Annotated in this window: 16 protein-coding genes; 8 read left to right on the top strand and 8 right to left on the bottom strand. The window is 66.7% G+C overall.

What is annotated here, in order from left to right; genetic code table 11:
* Nucleotides 1–48: 48 nt before the first annotated feature.
* Genes ACR2JI_RS13960 through ACR2JI_RS13935 form a run of 6 tightly spaced genes read right to left on the bottom strand, consistent with a single transcriptional unit; the run spans nt 49 to nt 5,325 of the window.
* Nucleotides 49–1,842 (bottom strand): Hsp70 family protein, encoded by a 1,794-nt coding sequence (locus tag ACR2JI_RS13960; protein ID WP_526390932.1) that lies wholly within the window; start codon nt 1,840–1,842, stop codon nt 49–51.
* A gap of 5 nt (nt 1,843–1,847) precedes the next feature.
* A complete protein-coding gene (locus tag ACR2JI_RS13955; protein WP_526390930.1) occupies nt 1,848–2,453 on the bottom strand; it encodes a hypothetical protein in 606 nt (201 codons plus the stop codon).
* 10 nt (nt 2,454–2,463) lie between these two features.
* A complete protein-coding gene (locus tag ACR2JI_RS13950) occupies nt 2,464–3,399 on the bottom strand; it encodes an LLM class F420-dependent oxidoreductase (RefSeq protein WP_526390928.1) in 936 nt (311 codons plus the stop codon).
* A gap of 24 nt (nt 3,400–3,423) precedes the next feature.
* Nucleotides 3,424–3,966, bottom strand: coding sequence for a hypothetical protein (locus ACR2JI_RS13945; RefSeq protein ID WP_526390926.1), 543 nt, complete (start codon nt 3,964–3,966; stop codon nt 3,424–3,426).
* Nucleotides 3,967–4,018: 52 nt separating this feature from the next.
* Entirely contained in the window at nt 4,019–4,468 is a 450-nt protein-coding gene (locus ACR2JI_RS13940) for a protease inhibitor I42 family protein (RefSeq protein WP_526390924.1), read from the bottom strand.
* Nucleotides 4,465–5,325 carry an SDR family oxidoreductase gene (locus tag ACR2JI_RS13935; RefSeq protein WP_526390922.1) on the bottom strand — a complete coding sequence of 287 codons (861 nt, stop codon included), beginning with the start codon at nt 5,323–5,325 and terminating at the stop codon, nt 4,465–4,467. Before ACR2JI_RS13935 ends, ACR2JI_RS13940 begins: the two co-directional genes overlap by 4 nt.
* 59 nt (nt 5,326–5,384) lie before the next feature.
* Between ACR2JI_RS13935 and ACR2JI_RS13930 the strand changes: the two genes are divergently transcribed.
* A complete protein-coding gene (locus ACR2JI_RS13930) occupies nt 5,385–6,179 on the top strand; it encodes an SDR family oxidoreductase (RefSeq protein WP_526390920.1) in 795 nt (264 codons plus the stop codon).
* A 5-nt stretch (nt 6,180–6,184) separates the two neighbouring features.
* Here ACR2JI_RS13930 and ACR2JI_RS13925 read toward each other — a convergent pair whose 3' ends face one another.
* A complete protein-coding gene (locus ACR2JI_RS13925) occupies nt 6,185–7,792 on the bottom strand; it encodes an alkaline phosphatase family protein (RefSeq protein WP_526390918.1) in 1,608 nt (535 codons plus the stop codon).
* 184 nt (nt 7,793–7,976) lie between these two features.
* Between ACR2JI_RS13925 and ACR2JI_RS13920 the strand changes: the two genes are divergently transcribed.
* Nucleotides 7,977–10,370 carry a cadherin-like domain-containing protein gene (locus ACR2JI_RS13920; protein ID WP_526390916.1) on the top strand — a complete coding sequence of 798 codons (2,394 nt, stop codon included), beginning with the start codon at nt 7,977–7,979 and terminating at the stop codon, nt 10,368–10,370.
* Here ACR2JI_RS13920 and ACR2JI_RS13915 read toward each other — a convergent pair.
* Nucleotides 10,351–10,935 carry a hypothetical protein gene (locus ACR2JI_RS13915; RefSeq protein ID WP_526390914.1) on the bottom strand — a complete coding sequence of 195 codons (585 nt, stop codon included), beginning with the start codon at nt 10,933–10,935 and terminating at the stop codon, nt 10,351–10,353. The genes ACR2JI_RS13920 and ACR2JI_RS13915 overlap by 20 nt on opposite strands.
* 54 nt (nt 10,936–10,989) lie before the next feature.
* Between ACR2JI_RS13915 and ACR2JI_RS13910 the strand changes: the two genes are divergently transcribed.
* From ACR2JI_RS13910 to ACR2JI_RS13885, 6 genes are all read left to right on the top strand, one after another.
* On the top strand, nt 10,990–11,613 hold the full coding sequence (locus tag ACR2JI_RS13910) for a DsbA family oxidoreductase (protein ID WP_526390912.1): 624 nt from the start codon (nt 10,990–10,992) through the stop codon (nt 11,611–11,613).
* A 391-nt stretch (nt 11,614–12,004) separates the two neighbouring features.
* A complete protein-coding gene (gene dnaK / locus ACR2JI_RS13905) occupies nt 12,005–13,855 on the top strand; it encodes a molecular chaperone DnaK (RefSeq protein WP_526390910.1) in 1,851 nt (616 codons plus the stop codon).
* Nucleotides 13,852–14,445, top strand: a complete 594-nt coding sequence (gene grpE, locus ACR2JI_RS13900; RefSeq protein ID WP_526390908.1) for a nucleotide exchange factor GrpE — start codon at nt 13,852–13,854, stop codon at nt 14,443–14,445. Before dnaK ends, grpE begins: the two co-directional genes overlap by 4 nt.
* Nucleotides 14,446–14,480: 35 nt before the next feature.
* Nucleotides 14,481–15,671, top strand: coding sequence for a molecular chaperone DnaJ (dnaJ, locus tag ACR2JI_RS13895; RefSeq protein WP_526390906.1), 1,191 nt, complete (start codon nt 14,481–14,483; stop codon nt 15,669–15,671).
* Nucleotides 15,668–16,042, top strand: a complete 375-nt coding sequence (locus tag ACR2JI_RS13890) for a heat shock protein transcriptional repressor HspR (RefSeq protein WP_526390904.1) — start codon at nt 15,668–15,670, stop codon at nt 16,040–16,042. The genes dnaJ and ACR2JI_RS13890 overlap by 4 nt, the downstream gene beginning before the upstream one ends.
* 646 nt (nt 16,043–16,688) lie before the next feature.
* Nucleotides 16,689–19,412: beta strand repeat-containing protein (locus tag ACR2JI_RS13885; RefSeq protein ID WP_526390902.1), on the top strand; the 2,724-nt coding region annotated here is incomplete at its 3' end.

The raw sequence follows: 19,412 nt of genomic DNA, 5'->3' as shown, positions 1-19,412 counted from the left end.
AGTGGCATCCAGCGGCTGCGCCGCTCTAGATAGGCTGCCCTAAGTTTCTTACTCTGAGGGCGCCGGCTTGGTGACCGGTGCCTGGGTGGTGACGGCCTGGGTGGTGACGGCCTGGGTGGTCGGCGCGACCGTCGTGGTCACCGGTGCCACCGTGGTCGTCGGAGCCACTGTCGTTGTCGGTGCCACCGTCGTAGTCGGAGCCACAGTCGTCGTCGGCGGCTGGGTCGTCGTGGTGGTCGGCGGTTGCGTTGTGGTGGTCGGCGTGGTCGTGGTGGTCGTCGTTGTCGGAGTCGTCGTCGTGGTTGTTGTGGTTGTGGTTGTGGTGGTTGTGGTCGGGGTTGTGGTGGTCGTGGTGGTCGTTGGCGCGGTCGTCGACTCCGTGGTGGTCGGCTGCGGCGTCACGGTGGTCACCGTCGTCGCGCCGTTGTCTCCGGTGATCGTGATGGTTGTCGGCGGGGGCGGCGGGACATTCGTGCCCGGGGTGCCGGGATCCTCACCGGGCTTGGTCACCCTGGTGGTCGTGGTGGTGGGGGTGCTGTCGCTGCTCGTCAACGTGATCGCAAGCCCACCGACGGCTACCGCCGCCACGGCGGCGGCCAAGCCGAACAGCAGCGACGGCCGGCGATACCAGGGCAGTACGCCGGCGTCCACCATGATGGTGTCGCGTTCGTCGCCGGGGTAGGCGGGTTCGAAATCCGTCGTAGGCCGTTCGCCGGTCGGCGGCGACACGGTGTAGTCCGCGCCGGTGTAGGGCACCGGGTCCGCGCCGGACGACTCATCCTGCGACCAGGCCAGCGCGCGGAAGGTGGCCGAAGGCGAGCCGTCGGCAGCCGAGTCGGTGGCCGCCCATGCCGTCGGCGCCATGCTGGTGGGAGCATCTGCGGCCGGCACCGCGATCCCGGTCGGTGCCTCGTTCGCCATTCCGCGTTGCGCGATCAGCGCAGCGCCGGTGGCCGCTGCCAGACCCGGTGTGGGCATGGTGATGACCGGAACCCGGAGCTGTTCGGACAGGCGTTGGGTGATCATCGGAATCGCCGCTCCGCCGCCCACTGTTGCGACTGCGGCAAGGCTTGAAGCCGGAATCTGGTTGCTCTCCAACACATCTGCGAGGGCGTCAAGGAACCCGGCGAACGGCTCGGTGATCACGCTCTCCAGTTCGGACCTGGTGATCTCAACCGCGGACCGGTAGTCGGGCATGTCGACGGGAATGACCGACATGGTCGCCGACGACAGCCGCTCCTTGGCCAGTCGGCACTCCTCGCGTAGTCCGGTCAAACCGCCGGGCTCAGTGCTGTCGGAGAGATCGCCATGGCCGGCCGCCCGGATGCCGGCCAGCACGTGGTCGAGCACGACTTGATCGATCCGGTCGCCGGAGAAGTCGGTGACGCGCACGGTTTCGCCGATGGGTGTCAGACCCGCTCCGGCATCGGCGAGGCTGATCGAGGTGCCGCTTCCGCCGAAATCGCAGAGGGCCACCACACCGCCACCGGGCAGACCGGGCCCGGCCGCAAGCGCGGCCAGTGCCGCAGTGGCGTCGGAGACGATCGTCGGCGCCACACCTGCCGGTGAGAGCAGCGCGCTGGAACGTAACGCGCCCCGTAGAGCTCCGACCGCTGCGGGACCCCAGTGCGCGGGGACGGCGATCACCGTCGTTGGCGGCGCACCGTCGTCGGCGGTGCGTGCAATCGCCTCCAGAGCCGCGGTCAGCGGACCCTCTCCGCCGCTGGGTGAACCTTCGCCTGCGACCTGTGGCACCGCGGACCGCTCGGTGATCGGCTGATCGCCGAGACGCGCGGCGACGATGTTGGTTACGCCGACCGAGAGCCCGAGTGCTTCGCTCATCGCCGCTACTGCCCTGGTTCGAGAAGCGTCGGCGCACCCGGTCGCAGAATCGGGGGCAGCCACCGTTTCGTGGTGGTTTCGGTGACGGTGGTGACCGAGGTGCTGATCGATGTGGTCGTCGACGGACTGGGGGCCTGTGTCGTGGTTGTCACCGGGGCCGCCGTGGTGGTGGTCGGGGTTGTCGTGGTCGCCGGGGCCTCGGTGGTGGGATTCGCGGTCGCGGACTCCGTCACCGTCTCGGTGCTCGGAGCGGGCGCCGGGGCCGCGGATTGTGTCGTGCTCGGCTCGGCCGACTGCGTCGTGCTCGACGGCGTGGTCGTCCCGGTGGGGCTGGTGGCTTCGACGCTGACGAACTTCACCACTGCGTAGACCAGCAGTGCCAGGACCGCGGCGCTCAGCACGCCCAGGGCGACAAGTGCTGCGGGCTTCTGATGCCACGCCGTGCGCGGCGGTGGGGCCGGGGCAGGGGCCGGGGATTGGCCGTACCCGACGGGGTCTCGGTAGGCGGCACCGCCGTACTCGCTGTAAGCCTCACCGCTGGTGTCGCCGTAGTTGGCGTACTGGGTGGGTTCACTCTCGGGGTAGTCACCGGGATCGTCATTGCGCGCCACGTCGCGAATCCTAGTGGCCGGTCCGGAACTGCGGGATGACCTCGCTGGCGAAAAGCTCAAGGTGATCGAGGTCGGCGAGATCGAGAACCTGTAGGTAAACCCGCTGCACGCCGGCCTCGGCGAACGGCCCCAGCCGATCGACGATCTCGCCGGGGGTACCGAACAGTGGCGTGTTGTCCCGCAACTCGTCGACCTCCCGCGCGATTGCGTTCGCCCGGCGGGCGGTCTCTGCGCCGTTTCGCCCGGCGCACACCACGAATGCGGCCGAGTAGGTGATGTCGTCGGGGGGCCGGCCGATCTGTTCGGCGGCGGCCCGTACCCGGCCGAACTGTGTCCGCAGGAAATCCAGTCCGACGAAGGCGACGTTGAACTCCGCGGCGAAGCGCGCCGCCAGCGCGGGCGTGCGCTTGGCACCGCCGCCGCCGATGATGATCGGCGGATGGGGACGCTGCACCGGCTTGGGTAGGGCCGGGGAATCCGACACCGCGTAGTGAGTTCCGGCGTAGTCGAAGGTGCCGGGAGCGCTCCACAGACCGGTGATGATCTCCAGTTGCTCCTCGAGTCGGGTGAACCGCTCGCCGAGACCCGGAAACGGGATGGCGTAGGCGCGGTGCTCGGCTTCATACCAGCCCGCGCCGATACCGAACTCGACGCGTCCGCCACTCATCGCATCGACCTCGGCGACCGAGATTGCCAGCGGCCCGGGGTACCGGAACGTCGCCGACGTCACCAGGGTGCCCAGCCGGATCGTCGAGGTCTCCCGGGCCAACCCGGCCAGGGTGATCCATGAGTCGCTGGGCCCCGGCAAGCCCTCGACCTTCATCGCGAGGTAGTGGTCCGAACGGAAGAAGGCGGAAAAGCCAAGTGCTTCAGCGGCTTTCGCGACGGTCAGTTGGTCGTCATAGGTGGCACCCTGCTGAGGCTCGACAAAGACGCGGAAATCCATGAACCCAACCCTAGGGCACCGAACCTAGAAGAATTCGACGCCTTCGATGCTGATGAACATGCCGTGCCCGGTCTCATCGTTGGTGAACCGGGTGCCGTCCGCGTCGGCGTTGATGGTCCAGCCGAGGGCGTGATAGGTGTCGTAGTCGATTGTGGTGGTCGGTATGGCACCCAGGTTGCCCAGGATCCAGCGGCTATCGCCATTCGCGGACACCTCGGCACCGTTGGCCGGTTGACCCTCGACCGACGGCGCGTTGGTGAAGTCGGACTCGCAGCCGACCGAGTCGGTCGAGATCTGGCAGCGGGTCTTACCGGACTTGGTCTCGATGTAGACGTCGCCGGTCTCGCTGGGCTCGATTTCTCCGCTGGCGTTCGGCGGCGACTGCGTCGGCATCGTCGGCGTCGCCACCGGGGTGGTGGGCCGGGGGAAATCCGGTTCGGTGCCGATCCCGCAGCCCGGGCAACTGGCAGCCCCGTCGATGGTGGACGTGCAACCGGTGGCCGCGGCTCCGGCGGCCAGTAGCCACACGGCTGCGACACCGGCCCTGGCCAGGCGGGACATTCCCATCCGACCAGGGTACGCACTCAGTGACTGGAGTGTCGCGAGTGACTCGCGGGTGTCAGTTGACTTTGACGTTCACGGAGAAGGCCCAGGAGTCCTTCTCACTGTCGGGCCAGGGCCTGCCGTAGGTCGTCGAGACGGTGGTCTCGCCGCGGTTCTTGGTCTGCAGCATCCACACCTCACGGCCCGGTGCGCCGGGTCGATCCGTGGCCGGCGCGAGCGTCTCGTGTCCGGTCTGGAGCATCACGTTCGGGTCGGAGATCAGCAACTTGTCTTCCCACTGATAACCGGTGGAAGCATTGGAACCCAGGCTCAGCTGGAGGTAGTCACCATCTGCGAGACTCACGCTCCGACTGATCTGCTTCTGATTGAGCAGTTCGTCGTAGGAGATCTCAATCGTCGTGGTCTGCGGACCCTGGGACTTCGGCTGCTCGGCCTTACCCGAGCAGCCGAGCAGCGATGCTGCGGTGATTGTCAGAGCTGCCAGCACGCCGGCGGGACGGTTCATCCTTGGTTCCTTTCGAAGGGTCTGAATTTGCGGGTGCGGTACAGGTAGGACAGCACACGCCGGGCCGGAACGGGCCGCGGCCAGTCGTCGGCGCGGAAGTAGGCGTCGGATCCACCGTCGACGAAAACGATGCTGCCGCACAGGAAGTCCGCCGAGGCAGACATCATGAAAACCACCCAGTCTGCCAGCGCTCCCGGATCACCGAACCCGCCAATCGGCACCGGAAACCGGTGAACGTGCTTCGCCTCGTCCGGAATCTCCAGTTGGCGCTCCAGCATCGGAGTCATGATCGCGCCGGGCGCCAGAGCATTGAGCCGGATCCCGGCACCGGCCCAACCGGCGGTCACCGCGTGACGGCGGACCCAGTGGCTGATCGCGATTTTCGAGGCGGCGTATGCCATCGGGGGTGCGGTGCGTCCGAAGATCCGGTAGGAGCGCAGTGCCTTGTCGGCCTCGCCGGCCAGTAATGCCCGGATCGCGCGGCGCGGGACGGCGGGCACGGTGGTGGTCGAATTACTGGAGAACACCACCACTTTCGACGAACCGGCGGCAGCCAGTGCCGGTCGCCATGCCTGCAGCAGGTCCACCACGCCGAAGTAGTTGACCTCGGTGATAACCCGTTCCGCTCCCGGTGTGGGCCCGAGGCCGGCGGCGAGCACCGCACCATCGAGGCATCCTGCGCAGGCGGCGAGGACCGACTCCGCCGCGCTGCGCCGACCCTCCGCTGTCGATAGGTCGGCGACGACGTCGGCAGCGGTGATATCGATACCGATCACGGTGTGGCCGAGTCCCCGCAGTCGCTCGACAACAGCGTTGCCCATCCCCGATGCAGAGCCGGTGACGGCGTAGGTGCCCACATCGCCAGTATGACGCAGACCATGGGGCTATCGTGGTGCGCGACTCAGGAGTGCGGCCAATGACTTTCGACGCGTTCGCGGACTTCCGGATGAACGGCCACGTCGCGATTGTCACCGGCGGTGCGCAAAACATCGGCGCCGCTATCGCGCGCACCTTCGCCGGGGCGGGTGCCGATGTGGTGATCGCCGACCGCAATGGCGCAATGGCTGCCGAGGCCGCCGAACAGATCATCGCCGTAACCGGTGCGCGAGTGCTGGGTCTGGGCTGCGACGTCACCGACACCGATGCCGTCGACCGCGTCGTGGCTCAGACGGTGTCGGCGTTCGGCGGCATCTCCACCCTGGTCAACAACGTCGGCTGGGGACAGCCGTACGCCGATCCGCTGGCGATCCCGATCGAGGACATGGTGGAGGGCTACAAACTGAACTGCCTTTCCGCGTTGACGATGACGGCGGCCTGCCGGCCGTACCTTCTCGAAGCGGACAACGCCACCGTCACCAACTCGGGATCGATGGTCGGAGTGGCTCCGGCCTTCGAGTTCCTTGCCTACTCCACCGCCAAGGCCGCGCTCAACCATCTGATGCTGAGCCTGGCGCACTACTTCGCCAAGCAGATCCGGATCAACTCCGTCGTCATCGGCACCGTACTCACCTCCGCCTACGCTGACGTCGGCCTCGACGAGAAGATCCAGCACGCGCTGGCCCATCCGAACAATCTGACCGGACGTGCCGGAACACCGCAGGATGTGGCAAATGCCTTCCTGTGGCTCGCCTCTCGGGCCGGAAGCTGGGTCAGTGGCCAGACGATCCAGGTGGCCGGTGGCGGCGCCCGGATGAGGATCCTGCCGAAGTAGCTGTCCTACACCAGCGTTGTGGCACCTGATCCGGTGCCGATGGCTACCGGCAGGGCCGCCACCGGCGGTGCCGGCAGCGGTGGGTCCGTCGGCGCGATGCTGCCGGCACCGGTGAGGCTTGCCACCACCCGGGCCACTGCCTCGGTCACCCCGACCAGACCGTCACCGATCAGCTGGACCGCCAGCTCGGTAGCGCCGGCCAGCGTGCTGATGACAAAGATCTGCTGGTCGACGATCGATTGCAGCTGCCCGGTGATCGAGGTGACGAAGCCTTCGATGAAGTAGGGGATGGCGGCGAAGACGGTCCGGATTCCGAGGGTGATCGAGGTGCCGGTGTCGGGGTAGCCGTACATGCCGACCGCGTCGCCCAGTGCCTGCTTGAGGTTCACCGGAGTCACGATGCTGGAGAGCACGGCAGGGTCGGTATCCATCGGCACGCCGTCGAAGTCGGAGCGCTGCGGAACCCCGAACAGGCTCACGATCGTGGGGGTGATGTCGGCAACCGAGTAGTTCAGGTTCTGCTTGCCGTCATTGGCGCTGTCGCCGGCCAGGTCGAGGATTACGAATGATGATGTCTCATTGGGGGATTGGAAACCGTGGCCGAAGCCGAGCGACTGCTGATGGCCGTGATCGGTCGTGACGATCACCGTCCAGTCCTCCCCGGTAGCCAGTTCGCGAGCGGAAACCGCGTCCATGATCTGCTGGATGTTGTTGCTGACATTGGTGACCGCCTGGGCGTACTCCGGCGAACCACCGCCGTAGGAGTGTCCGGCCTCATCGACCTGCGCCTGATAGGAGAACATGAATGACGAGGCGTCCGCCGGTGTCGTGTTGATCAGGTTGATGGTCTTGTTTACTACCTCGGTATCGGTATCTGCCCAGCTGGTCGAAAAGCTGTAATAGAAATTCTGGTCGACGGGGTAGCCACCGGCGTCGGCCATATCGTTGAGGTACTTCCAGTCCGCGACGATTGAGGTGGCGATCTCCGGCTTGTTGTACTCCAGCAGGTTGAATGCGGTGGGCCAGCTGTTGTACGGGGCCGGGTTGAACAGATTGCCGACGATCCCGGTCTTGGTGTCCCATGCCCCGGTGAGAATCGTCGACCAGGATGGGCCGGACAGGGTGGTGTGCCCGACCAGCGTCGCCGCGCCGGTGACACTCTGGTCCATCAGGTTGAAGAACCCGACGTTGGCGGGATCGGCAAGGACCTTGCTCAGATTGGTGCCGTCGGTGCCGATCAGCAGCACGTGCACCGGTTCGTCGGCGGCGACGGCGGCGACCGCCGACGCGACCGCGGCGCGGCCCCGAACGGCGGCGAAGGATGCGCCAGGGCCACCGGGTGCGGCCACCGCGGCTCCGCGCTGCCGGGAGGCGGCAGGGGCGGCGGGCACTTTCGTTACAGCGGCACGGTTACGTTGGGCGGCGGCTGCGGCCTTGACGGCCGGACCACGGGAGCGCGCATGCGATACCGGACCGGCACTGGTCGAGGATCCGGTCGAGGCGGTGGCTTCACCGGTATCGGCGTTTGCGACAGCCGTCGCGACCGCTGAACCCGCGCCGGCGACGAAACCGGCGACCGCGACACCCAGGCAAACCTCTTTGATCGTTGTCACGTTCTCAATCCCCGTCCTGAAAAGAATTTCGGTACTTTTCGGCGACGCTAGTAGCTACCGATGGCAATCACAGCGCTTTGACGGTTTCGGCGTGCCGAAGGTCCCCGGGAACCGGGGCCTTTGGGCATTGCTGTTCGGGGGCCGGACGTGATCCAATCAGGCGGTCAGCTATCCGGGAGGCGCCATGGCGGCCAGCGCGTTCGTGGCTCGTCTCGGCCCACTGGCCGCATCACTGGGCGTCGGTGCTGCAGTCCTCATCGGGGGTCACGGGGTCGCTGCCGCCGATACGGCAGACCCGGCGAATCCGCCCGCTTCCACAGCAAACCGATCCGCAGCGGTGCGCGCCCCGAAGTCGATGCCCCTCGCCCCGAGGTCGGCTCCGGCTGCGCGGCGCGTGGTTCATGCCGCCGCCCCACAGCGGGCCCGGACGGTGGCACGCGGCGCCAGGCGAACGGCGGCAGCGGGTGCACCGAGCTTCCTCGACGGACTGTGGGGCAGCCTGAATAACCAGACTCCCGCGCTGCAGCCGGCCCAGACCGGGCAGGGCCCCGCCGGTGTGGTCAGTGGCCTGCTGAACGCCACCGATCCCGACAGCAGCACGCTGAGCTACAGCGTGACCTCGGGTCCCACCCACGGCGCGGTGGTCGTCGCCGGCAACGGCGCCTACACCTACACCCCGGATCGCGCCGTGGCGCCGACCGGGATCACCGACTCGTTCGGTGTCAGTGTCAGCGACGCCGACAGTGGCCTCCATATTCACGGCTTGGCCGGGTTGCTCAACCTGTTGACCTTCGGACTCCTCGGCCACGCCGGCCACACCAGTGTCAGGACAGTCACCGTCGTCGTCGCCCCGTTCACCGTCGCGAGCAATGAGCCGCCCACCGGAACCGCGAGCGTCAACAGCCCTGATCTTGTCACCGGTGTGGTCACCGGCAGCGTGGTCGGCAGCGACCCCGACCACGACACCCTGACCTACAGCGCTGTGTCATCGACTGCCAAGGGCAGTGTGAGCATCGAGGCGACCACCGGTGCGTTCAGTTACACCCCGACGGTCGAAGCCCGGGGAAACGCCGCCGCGACCGGTGCGCCCCCCGGCGACCAACAGGACGCATTCACCGTCACCCTCAGCGACGGGTTCGGCGGCACGGCTGCCGTCCTGGTCACCGTGCCGGTCAGCCCGTTGACGACCGCATCGGCCGCAACGCTGGCCGCCTTCCCCGGGGCGGAGGGATTCGGCGCCACCGCCACCGGCGGTCGCGGTGGCAGCGTCATCTACGTCACCAACCTCAACGCCGCCGGACCGGGCTCGCTGCAGTGGGCCATCGACCAACCCGGCGCCCGCTACATCCTGTTCAAGGTGAGCGGGGTGATCAACACCCAGATTCATCTGACCAATGGCGACGTGACGATCGCCGGGCAGACCTCACCCGGAGGGATAACCATCCGGGGCCTTGTCACCGATGAAAGTCCGTTTCAAGATCAGGACGTCCGGGCGCCGGGCGATTTCGCCGAGAACTGGATCCTGCAGCACATTCGTATCCGGCCGGGCTTGACCGCGCCGGGTGATGACGGATTGCGAATCCGCTACACCCGTAACGCCATTGTTGACCACGTGTCCATCGGCAACGCTCTCGACGAGGCGATCGAGATCTCCTACTCCCACGACATCACCGTCCAGAACACGATCATCGCCGAGACGGTCGGCGGGCACTCGTTCTACGGCGGGGTGCTGATGAACTACTCCAACCCGGCCTACGGTTTCGGTCTGGACAACGTGTCACTGCACCACAACGTCTTCAACCGGATCGAGGGCCGACTGCCGGAGGGCAGCCGCGAGTCGCTGGCTGCGGCCGGCTCGTACATGAATCTCGAGATATCCAACAACCTGTACTGGGATCCGAACTTCTTCGTCGCCCTCGGGCTGACCACCGGCGTCGTCACAGGCCCCGGCGGCAGTCCCTACCCGATCTACTGGAACCTCAACGCGGTGAACAACTATTTCCAGACCCGCAGCGACTTCCCCTATGGCATGTTCGACGACCAGATCATGCGAATACCGCGGAACAACCTCTATGTCAGCGGCAACAAGATGAACCTCTACCCGACTCGATCGGACTACCAGCTTTTCTACTGCTGCAACGACTATCAGTCCGTCACCGATCCGAACACCTCGTCTCAGGTGGCGCACAAGCTGCCGACACGCAACCCGTTCCCGGCCATCACCTACACCCCCACCGACCAGTTGCGGACCCTGTTGCTCAACACCGCGGGCGCCTGGCCGCGCGATCCGATGGACACCCGGCTGATGCTGAATGTGGCCACCAACACCTTCGCCACCGCACCCCGCAACACCAACCCCGCCGGCGACGGGCTGCTGTCGGCCTACACCGGTGCCGCCCCGGTAGCCCCGACCGACACCGATGGCGACGGCATGCCCGATGCCTGGGAGTTCGCGAGGCGGCTTGACCCCAACGTCGCCGATGCCAATGCGCACACCTTGTCCTCGGTCGGCTACACCGACCTGGAGGTCTACCTGCACGAGTTGTCAGACAGCCGTATCACCGGGTGGTCGGCTTAGTCATCCCCACCGTGGTAACCACCGCACCGGCCGCGGCCAGTGCCACCCACGCCCATGGCTGAAACCACGGCCTGTGCTCCACCACCCCGGTCTGCGTGGGCACCGCGACGAAATGCTCGACGGTGGAGTCACTCGAGCGGCAGCTGATCTCGACGATCGCGTCAGCCGGACCTGGATTCGTCCACCCGGCCACCGCGACTGTCTCCTGCCCGTTCTTGAGGATGCCGGTGAGCGATCGCTCGATCTGGACAGGTGACCCCAGTTCGATGATCCGGCCCGCCGCGGTCGCCGAGCAGGTTCCGGTGGTGGTGCCCGCGCCGCCGAACAGTTGGGTTCCCACCAGGAAGGCGACCAGGGTGTCGCCGGCGGGTACCACCACGGTGCTTGAGCTGCCCAGTGCGGTCGGGCCCGCCTTCTTCCATGCGGCGGTGAGGTCCTCGACGGAGTCAGGCCTTACCAAGAAGGGATGGACCACGAGCGTGACCACGAAGCCGATCAGGGCCAGAGCGATCATGGTGATGCCGGTCTTGACGGCCACGTGAGTGCGCGGCTTCTCGGGGTGCACGGAACAAGGATAGGAATCTCGACCGCGCTCCATGACGGGTATACCCTAAGGGGTATGCGTACCGTCGAGGTTTTCGCCGACGTCCTGTGTCCGTTCACCCACGCCGGTCTGCACACGCTGATAGACCGGCGCGCAAGCCGAGGCCTGACCGAGCCGCGGCTTCGGATCCGGGCCTGGCCGCTGGAATTGATCAACGGCCAGCCCCTCGACGGCCACCACGTCGCCGCGGAGATCAAGGCCCTGCAGGGTTCCGTCCGCCCCGACCTGTTCGCCGGGTTCTCGGTGGAGACCTTCCCTCGCACGACCATGACCGCGTTTGCGTTGACTGCCGCCGCCGACCGCACCGGCGATCCGGCGGTGGTCGAGGAGGTCGGTATGGCCCTGCGCAACGCAATGTTCGAGGACGGTCTCGATATCGGCCTACCCGACGTCGTCGCGGAGATCGCGACCCGCTTCGGGTTGGAGCCACTGGACGCTCAGGCGACTGCTGCCGCTGTCCGTGCCGACTGGGATGAGGGGAAGGCCCGCGGTGTGGTCGGTTCTCCGCACTTTTTCACCGACGACGGGGGTGATTGGTTCTGCCCCAGTCTTGCCATCAGTCGCGATGAAGCCGGCGATTTTGTGGTGGCCTGGAAACAGGGCACCGAGGCGTTCGTGGAGAGTGTGTTCGGCGGATAGCGCTGGTGCTTCCAGGGTGTCAATTGAGCGAAGGATTCCTTCGAGCACGAGATCAATCTGGCCGAGGCGCAGCGCACGATCCAGTGGGCCGAGTTACTGGTGTTTGCCTTCCCTGCCCGGTGGGGGCACGAGGCCACAGGGACGCCAGATAGCCCGAACTCCTCGCCGAGCGTGCGCGAAATGCGCGCTCCAACGGCGTGTCGGTGTGCCGACACGCACGCTCGCGGGAAAAGAGGGGCCCTCCCCGGGAATGAATCCTGGATCAGCCGGGTTACCCCTACTGACACTTGAGCGAACCCGACTCAACTGTTGGTTGACAGGCACCCACCGTCTCCATCAGACTTGAGCGCAGTTCGCTCACACCAGTACGTCTAGCAGGAGGAATTCAACTATGGCTCGTGCGGTCGGTATCGACCTCGGGACCACCAACTCCGTCGTCTCAGTCCTGGAGGGTGGCGACCCTGTTGTCGTCGCCAACTCGGAGGGCTCCCGCACGACGCCGTCTGTGGTCGCTTTTGCACGTAACGGCGAAGTGCTGGTCGGCCAGCCCGCCAAGAACCAGGCGGTCACCAACGTTGACCGCACCATCCGGTCGGTCAAGCGACATATGGGCACCGACTGGTCCGTCGACATCGACGGTAAGCAGTACACCGCCCAGGAGATCAGCGCCCGCGTGCTGATGAAACTCAAGCGCGACGCGGAGAGCTACCTCGGTGAGGACATCACCGACGCGGTCATCACCGTGCCCGCCTACTTCAACGACGCCCAGCGTCAGGCAACCAAGGAAGCCGGCCAGATCGCCGGCCTCAACGTGCTGCGCATCGTCAACGAGCCCACCGCCGCGGCGTTGGCCTACGGCATGGACAAGGGCAGCAAGGAACAGACCATCCTGGTCTTCGACCTCGGTGGCGGCACGTTCGACGTGTCCCTGCTCGAGATCGGCGACGGTGTCGTCGAGGTCCGCGCGACCTCCGGTGACAACCACCTCGGTGGAGACGACTGGGATGACCGGATCGTCGAGTGGCTCGTCGACAAGTTCAAGGCCTCGGCCGGTATCGACCTGACCAAGGACAAGATGGCCATGCAGCGGCTGCGTGAGGCCGCCGAGAAGGCCAAGATCGAACTGAGCTCGGGCCAGAGCACGTCGATCAACCTGCCCTACATCACCGTCGACGCCGACAAGAACCCGCTGTTCCTCGATGAGCAGCTGACCCGCTCGGAGTTCCAGAAGATCACCCAGGATCTGCTGGACCGCACGCGTGCGCCGTTCCAGCAGGTCATCAAGGATGCCGGCATTTCGGTGGGCGATATCGATCACGTGGTGCTGGTGGGTGGTTCGACCCGCATGCCCGCGGTGTCGGATCTGGTCAAGGAACTGACCGGTGGCAAGGAGCCCAACAAGGGCGTCAACCCGGACGAGGTCGTCGCCGTCGGCGCCGCCCTGCAGGCCGGAGTGCTCAAGGGTGAGGTGAAAGACGTTCTGCTGCTTGACGTCACGCCGCTGTCGCTCGGCATCGAGACCAAGGGTGGCGTGATGACCAAGCTCATCGAGCGCAACACCACCATTCCGACCAAGCGGTCGGAGACCTTCACCACAGCCGATGACAATCAGCCGTCGGTGCAGATCCAAGTGTTCCAGGGTGAGCGTGAGATCGCGGCGCACAACAAGCTGCTCGGCAGCTTTGAGCTGACCGGTATTCCGCCGGCTCCGCGCGGTGTGCCCCAGATCGAGGTCATCTTCGACATCGATGCCAACGGCATCGTGCATGTCACGGCCAAGGACAAGGGCACCGGCAAAGAGAACACGATCAAGATCCAGGAGGGCTCCGGCATTTCCAAGGAGGAGATCGACCGGATGATCAAGGATGCCGAGGCCCACGCCGACGAGGATCGCAAGCGTCGCGAGGAAGCCGACGTGCGCAACCAGGCGGAGTCGCTGGTCTACCAGACGGAGAAGTTCGTCGCCGAACAGCGAGCGGCCGAAGGTGGTTCGAAGGTTCCCGAGGAGTCGCTGGCCAAGATCGACGCGGCCATCGCGGAGGCGAAGACGGCGCTGGACGGCTCCGACATCGCCTCGATCAAGTCGGCGATGGAGAAGCTCGGCACCGAGAGCCAAGCTCTGGGTCAGGCCATCTACGAGTCGGCACAGGCCGAGCAGGCCGCCAGCGGCGCTGCGGGCGGCTCGTCCGCGGATGACGTCGTTGACGCCGAGGTCGTTGAGGACGATCAGGAGCAGAAGTGACCTATCCGGACAACGAGCGGGATCGCGACGAGCCGGTGACCTTCACCGACAAGCGCCGCATCGATCCGCAGACCGGTGAGGTACGCGAGGGTATGTCTTCCGGTGCCGCCCCTCATGGGGCGGCACCGGGGGCGCCCGGCGGGACCGACCCGGACGACAAGGTCGCCGAACTCACCGCCGATCTGCAGCGGGTCCAGGCCGACTTCGCCAACTACCGCAAGCGCGCGCTGCGTGATCAGGAGGTCGCCGGCGATCGTGGTAAGGCCGTCGTGGTCAGCCAGCTGCTTCCGGTTCTCGACGACCTCGACCGGGCACGCAGTCACGGCGATCTCGACAGCGGTCCGCTCAAGGGCGTCGCCGACAAGCTCGTCGCGGTGCTGACCGGATTCGGTCTGACGGCCTTCGGGTTCGAGGGTGAGGACTTCGACCCTTCGCTGCACGAGGCCGTGCAGCATGAGGGCGAGGGTTCCACGCCGGTCATCGGGACCGTCATGCGCCAGGGCTACAGAATCGGCGAACTGGTGCTGCGGCCCGCGATGGTCGGCGTGGTCGACACCGTCGTGGATGCTCAGGACGCAGAATCACAGTGAGTTATCCGTCGCACAGCGAGAGGAGGTGACGCCCCGTGGTCCAACGGGAATGGGTTGAGAAAGACTTCTACAAAGTGCTCGGCGTCTCCTCCGACGCCAAGGACGATGAGATCAAGCGGGTTGCCCGCAAGTTGCTCGCCGAAAACCATCCTGACCGCAACCCGAATAACCCTGCGGCAGAGGAGCGCTACAAGGAGATCGGCGAGGCCAAGGACGTCCTGCTCGATGCTGCCAAGCGCAAGGAGTACGACGAGACTCGCCGGATGTTCGCCGGCGGCGGCTTCGGACGGCGCTTCGGCGGTGGCGGTGCCGGCGGCGGTGGTTACACCGCATATGACGACGGCTCCGGTGGTTTCAACCTGAATGATTTGTTCGGCCAGGCCGGGCAGGACGGCGGCGCCAACATCGGCGACCTTTTCGGCGGCCTGTTCGGGCGGGGCGCGCAGCAGCCCCGGCCCAGCCGGCCGCGCCGCGGCAAGGACCTCGAGACCGAGACCGATCTGGACTTCCTGGAGGCCACCAAGGGCGTGCGGATGCCGCTGCGGCTGACCAGCCCGGCCCCGTGTACCAACTGCCACGGCAGCGGTGCCCGACCGGGAACCAGTCCGAAGGTGTGTGCCAGCTGTAATGGCTCCGGCATCATCAACCGCAACCAGGGTGCGTTCGGATTCTCCGAGCCGTGTACCGACTGCCGGGGCAGCGGATCGATCATCGAAAACCCCTGCGATGAATGTCGCGGGACCGGTGTCACCACCCGGACCCGGACCATCAACGTCCGGATCCCTCCGGGGGTGGAGGACGGTCAGCGGATCCGGCTCGCCGGACAGGGCGAGGCCGGGCTGCGTGGTGCTCCGTCGGGTGACCTGTATGTGACCGTGCATGTGCGCGCGGACAAGGTGTTCGGCCGTGACGGCAACGACCTGACAGTGACTGTTCCGGTGAGCTTCACCGAATTGGCCTTGGGCACAACGCTTTCGGTGCCCACACTGGACGGTAAAGTCGGCGTCAAGGTGCCCAAGGGCACCACCGACGGGCGGATCCTGCGGGTTCGTGGCCGAGGAGTCCCGAAGCGGGACGGCGGAGCCGGCGATCTGCTGGTGACAGTCAAGGTCGCGGTGCCGCCGAAGCTCGAGGGTGAAGCTCTCGAGGCGCTGGAGGCATACGCCGCCGCCGAGAAGGCCAGTGGATTCGACCCGCGCGCCGGATGGGCGGGTATGCGCCCGTGAGCATTCCCGACGAGTCGCGCGAGGTCCGGACGTTCCTGATCTCGGTGGCTGCCGAGCTGGCGGGGATGCATGCGCAGACGTTGCGTACCTATGACCGCCTCGGATTGGTCAGCCCTCAGCGCAGTGCCGGAGGCGGCCGCCGCTATTCGGAACGCGATGTGGAATTGCTGCGCGAGATCCAGCGGCTCTCCCAGGACGAGGGTGTGAACCTGGCGGGTATCAAGCGCATCATCGACCTCAGTAATCAGGTTGAGGCGCTGCAGTCGCGGGTGCGTGAGATGGCGGGGGAGTTGTCCCGCAGCCGGCCGCGTCGTGATCTGGCTCTGGTGCCGAAAAGCACGGCAGTTGTGGTGTGGGAGCCCCGCCGCTGAGCGTGGCTCAGCCGATTGGGGGACCTCACGGTCTTCCCGAATAGGTCCGATCGGTGGACATTCGCCACGTCAGGCTTTCGACAGGCTGACAGTGTGCGCAGAATCAATAACGAAGTCGACGTGTCACCTAAGCTCGCCAATGTCGGTGGTGGTGGTCCAGCCTGGGTGAAGCCTCCGGTGCTGGTGATCGGGGTTTCAGGTGGCTAATGCGATGTCCGGACGGCATCGGCTGTCGGCGGGGACGTTGCGGGTTGCGGCGGATGGGGCCGGCGGTTGGCTGCTGACCCCGAATCTGGCGCGGCCATCCACTCACGTCGGCCGGGTCGGCGCGCTGGCAGTCGCTTTAGGCGTCGGTGGCATGATCGCCCTGCCAGGTATCGCGGTGGCAGATCCTGACACATCCACCCCCTCGGATCGCGGTGCGAGTTCGTCGCCGCGGCAGTCCCGGCAATCCACAAGTGCCGCGCCGGCCCGTCCTCCAGCCGCAAACAAACGGCGGGCTCCTGTGCAACGGCCAGCCGCCGCCTCTGAGCCTTCGCCTAACGGTGATCGCAGTCCGACAGCGGCGCCGCGGGTCCGGCCGCCCTCCCCGCTCAGCTCAGCGGCGCGGCGGTCAACACCGTTCGCAGTCGCTGATGAACCCGTCGTGAACACACACGACCGACCCGCTGCGGCGATCCCTGACCTCGACGGTCCGCCGCAACCCGTTGCGTCGCCGGCCGTCAATTCTGCGCCTGCGGACGCGCAGGCGCCGGTGATGACGGTCGCGCCGATTTCGGGCCGGGTGTCTGGCACGGTCCGGCTGGCGGCGGCCGGTAACGGTGCGGATCCTGCAGCCCCGCTCGCACTCCCGCTCGCATGGGCCGGATTGGCGTTGGGCCGCCGCGAGACAGGTGGCGCCGCGGCGCTAGGTACAGCAGCCGAGGGGGTCTCCACGAGCGAGCCGGTTGCGTCGGCTAACACAGTCGTAGCGAATCTGACTGCGGCAGAACCTGATCCGCTCTCAACGATCATCCGGTATTTCATCGGCGACGGTACCGCGGATAATCCGAACGCGGGCATTCTGGCTGGAAACGGTTACAGCTACACGCAATACGGAGGTTCCTGCACCAGTGGGGCCTGTGACGGCGGTTCCGCCGGGTTGCTCTGGGGGACTGCCGGTAACGGCTTCAACGGCGGCAACGGCGGTGCGGCCGGATTGTTCGGCACGGGTGGCGCCGGTGGCGACGGCCTGGTCGGAGTCAACGACGGAGCGGGCGGTGACGGCGGGCGCGGCGGTCTGCTGTGGGGAGACGGCGGCGAAGGTGGTGCGGGTGCGTCAGGTGCGCTGACCGCCGGTGCGGGTGGTGCTGGCGGTAGTGCGGGGTTGCTCGGCGCGGCCGGGCGTGCGGGGGCGGCCGGTGCGGTGCGCCCAGTGGCGGCGGCGGTGTCGGCGGATCCGGTACTCACCGCCAGCGCGGTGCGCGGCACAACCCCCGTCGCCGCGGCGGCCTCGTCAGGTCCCGACACCGGCACCATCATCGAGGTCCTGTTTGCGCTGAAGAGCGTCACAGCTCTGACTTCGGGGATCGTCGGGGCGATCCTCAACATGTTTCCGTCGTGGCAACCGGCGGAGGGCGCCATCAGCACCGCGGTCAACTCGGCACTGACCGATTCAGGCCTCGCCGGCGTCCTGGACGACGTGATCTCCACCATCGTCCTTGACACTCTCGGCGCCGCCACCGCCGCGTCCCTCGAGCTCGGCTTCAGCCTCGGGATCGGGTTCACGGTCGATGACTGGCTCAACAAGGTCGCCGGGACCATCAGCGCCGACGTCTACAACGACGTGTTCCCGGCGATCATCAACCAGGGTTATCTCGACAGGTTCCTCAGAGACGCGATCACGAATTTCCTGGGCAATCAGACCATCCGAACCGCGATCGCCGGCTCGATCACCGCGGGAATCACCGGCGGGGATCCGCAACTGGGCGCGGCCTTCGGTCCGGCGGTGCTCGCCACGGTCAATGCGCTGAACACTCCGATAGTGGTTGCGTTCCTGCAGGCGTTCGTCCCTGTGGTGGATGTCGTCGCGACATCACTGCGCAGACCGATCAGCGACCTCGCCTTTAGCTTCGTGAGGGCCGAGCTCGGCGGCTACACCACAAGCGGCATTCTGGAGAGCTGGCTGAGCGACAATTCGGCCGGCATTTCGACGGCGGCCTCCGCCGCGATCACCGGAGTCGGGGATGTGTTGTACAACGCCCTGACCTTGACATCCCCGTTCTCAGGTGTGGGGTCGGCAGTGCCGGCGGCCCTGGGCGGGGTCGTGAAAACGTTCATCGACACCTTCCTCGGCACCGCCGATGCGCGGACCTGGGTCGGCCAGCAGGTGAACGCGGCGATCTCCGGTGCCGTGGGTCCCGACGCGGCCGCGGTGATCAGTGGTCCGCTCGGCGCCGCGGTGGAGAGCCTCTTGACCGCCCCGGCGATCGGCGGCGGCCTGGGCACCGCGGTCAGCACGCTGATCACCAGCCTGCTGGGGAACACGAACTTCGATCAGCAGGTGAAAACCCTCATCACCATCGTCGGAAACGCGGCCGTCCAGGGTCAGACCGTCGACGTCGGCGCGGCACTTCAACCGTTGCTGACCGGCACGGCGGGAAGCGCCGCGCAGACCGCGATCGTCGCGGCTTTCTCGCCGTACCTGTCCAACGCCGGTTTCGGGACGGCGCTGAGTTCGACGGTGTCGACGTTGGTCAGTGACATCGTCGGCGGGTCTTCGGGGCAGCAATTCATCGCGGATGCGCTGGCCTCGCTTGTGACGTCCTCGTTGGGCGGGGGTGCAAGCGCGGTCGCCGTCGGCGGGGCCGTCGGTGATGCGATCAAGGCGTTCCTGGCCACCCCGGGGATAAGCACGACCTTGGCATCGACCGTCAGCGCTGCGGTGAACAGTCTCGTCGCGACAGTCTCGGCGTCGGATGTGCTGGGGCCGCTGGCGGGGTATCTGGTTCAGTTCGGGTCCAATGTGCTCAGCGGTGTGCCGCAGGCGACGGCTCTGAGCGTCACCCTCGGCCAGTTGGCGGTGCTGCCGGGATTCACCGACGGGATCGCTTCGACCCTCGTGACCGCCTTGTTGTCGGTGCTCGGGGATCAGACGGTGGTCTCGGCGGTGGGCTCACTGGTGACCGATGTCGTCAACGCCGTCCCGGTGCAGCAGTTCGCGGGTTCCGCGATCGCCTCGGCGGTGGGCCCGCTGCTGGGCGGTGGTCCGGAGGCACTGGCGGCGGCAGGGGCACTCGGCGACGCGGTGGCCGCATTCCTGGCCACGCCGGGGATCAGCGACACCCTGGGCTCTGCGGTGAGTACCGCGCTGAGCACGCTCGTCTCGGCG

This window comes from Mycobacterium sp. (genome assembly GCF_051006775.1).
GTDB lineage: Bacteria > Actinomycetota > Actinomycetes > Mycobacteriales > Mycobacteriaceae > Mycobacterium.
The sequence above is the reverse complement of the archived record's forward strand: the minus strand, read 5'-3'. Positions and strand labels throughout refer to the sequence as shown.

Bases quoted from the DNA above. Each gene is read 5' to 3' on its own strand.
- ACR2JI_RS13960 (WP_526390932.1), bottom strand. From the start codon at position 1,842: ATGAGCGAAGCACTCGGGCTCTCGGTCGGCGTAACCAACATCGTCGCC.
- ACR2JI_RS13950 (WP_526390928.1), bottom strand. From the start codon at position 3,399: ATGGATTTCCGCGTCTTTGTCGAGCCTCAGCAGGGTGCCACCTATGAC.
- ACR2JI_RS13945 (WP_526390926.1), bottom strand. From the start codon at position 3,966: ATGGGAATGTCCCGCCTGGCCAGGGCCGGTGTCGCAGCCGTGTGGCTA.
- ACR2JI_RS13940 (WP_526390924.1), bottom strand. From the start codon at position 4,468: ATGAACCGTCCCGCCGGCGTGCTGGCAGCTCTGACAATCACCGCAGCA.
- ACR2JI_RS13930 (WP_526390920.1), top strand. From the start codon at position 5,385: ATGACTTTCGACGCGTTCGCGGACTTCCGGATGAACGGCCACGTCGCG.
- ACR2JI_RS13920 (WP_526390916.1), top strand. From the start codon at position 7,977: ATGGCGGCCAGCGCGTTCGTGGCTCGTCTCGGCCCACTGGCCGCATCA.
- ACR2JI_RS13910 (WP_526390912.1), top strand. From the start codon at position 10,990: ATGCGTACCGTCGAGGTTTTCGCCGACGTCCTGTGTCCGTTCACCCAC.
- dnaK (WP_526390910.1), top strand. From the start codon at position 12,005: ATGGCTCGTGCGGTCGGTATCGACCTCGGGACCACCAACTCCGTCGTC.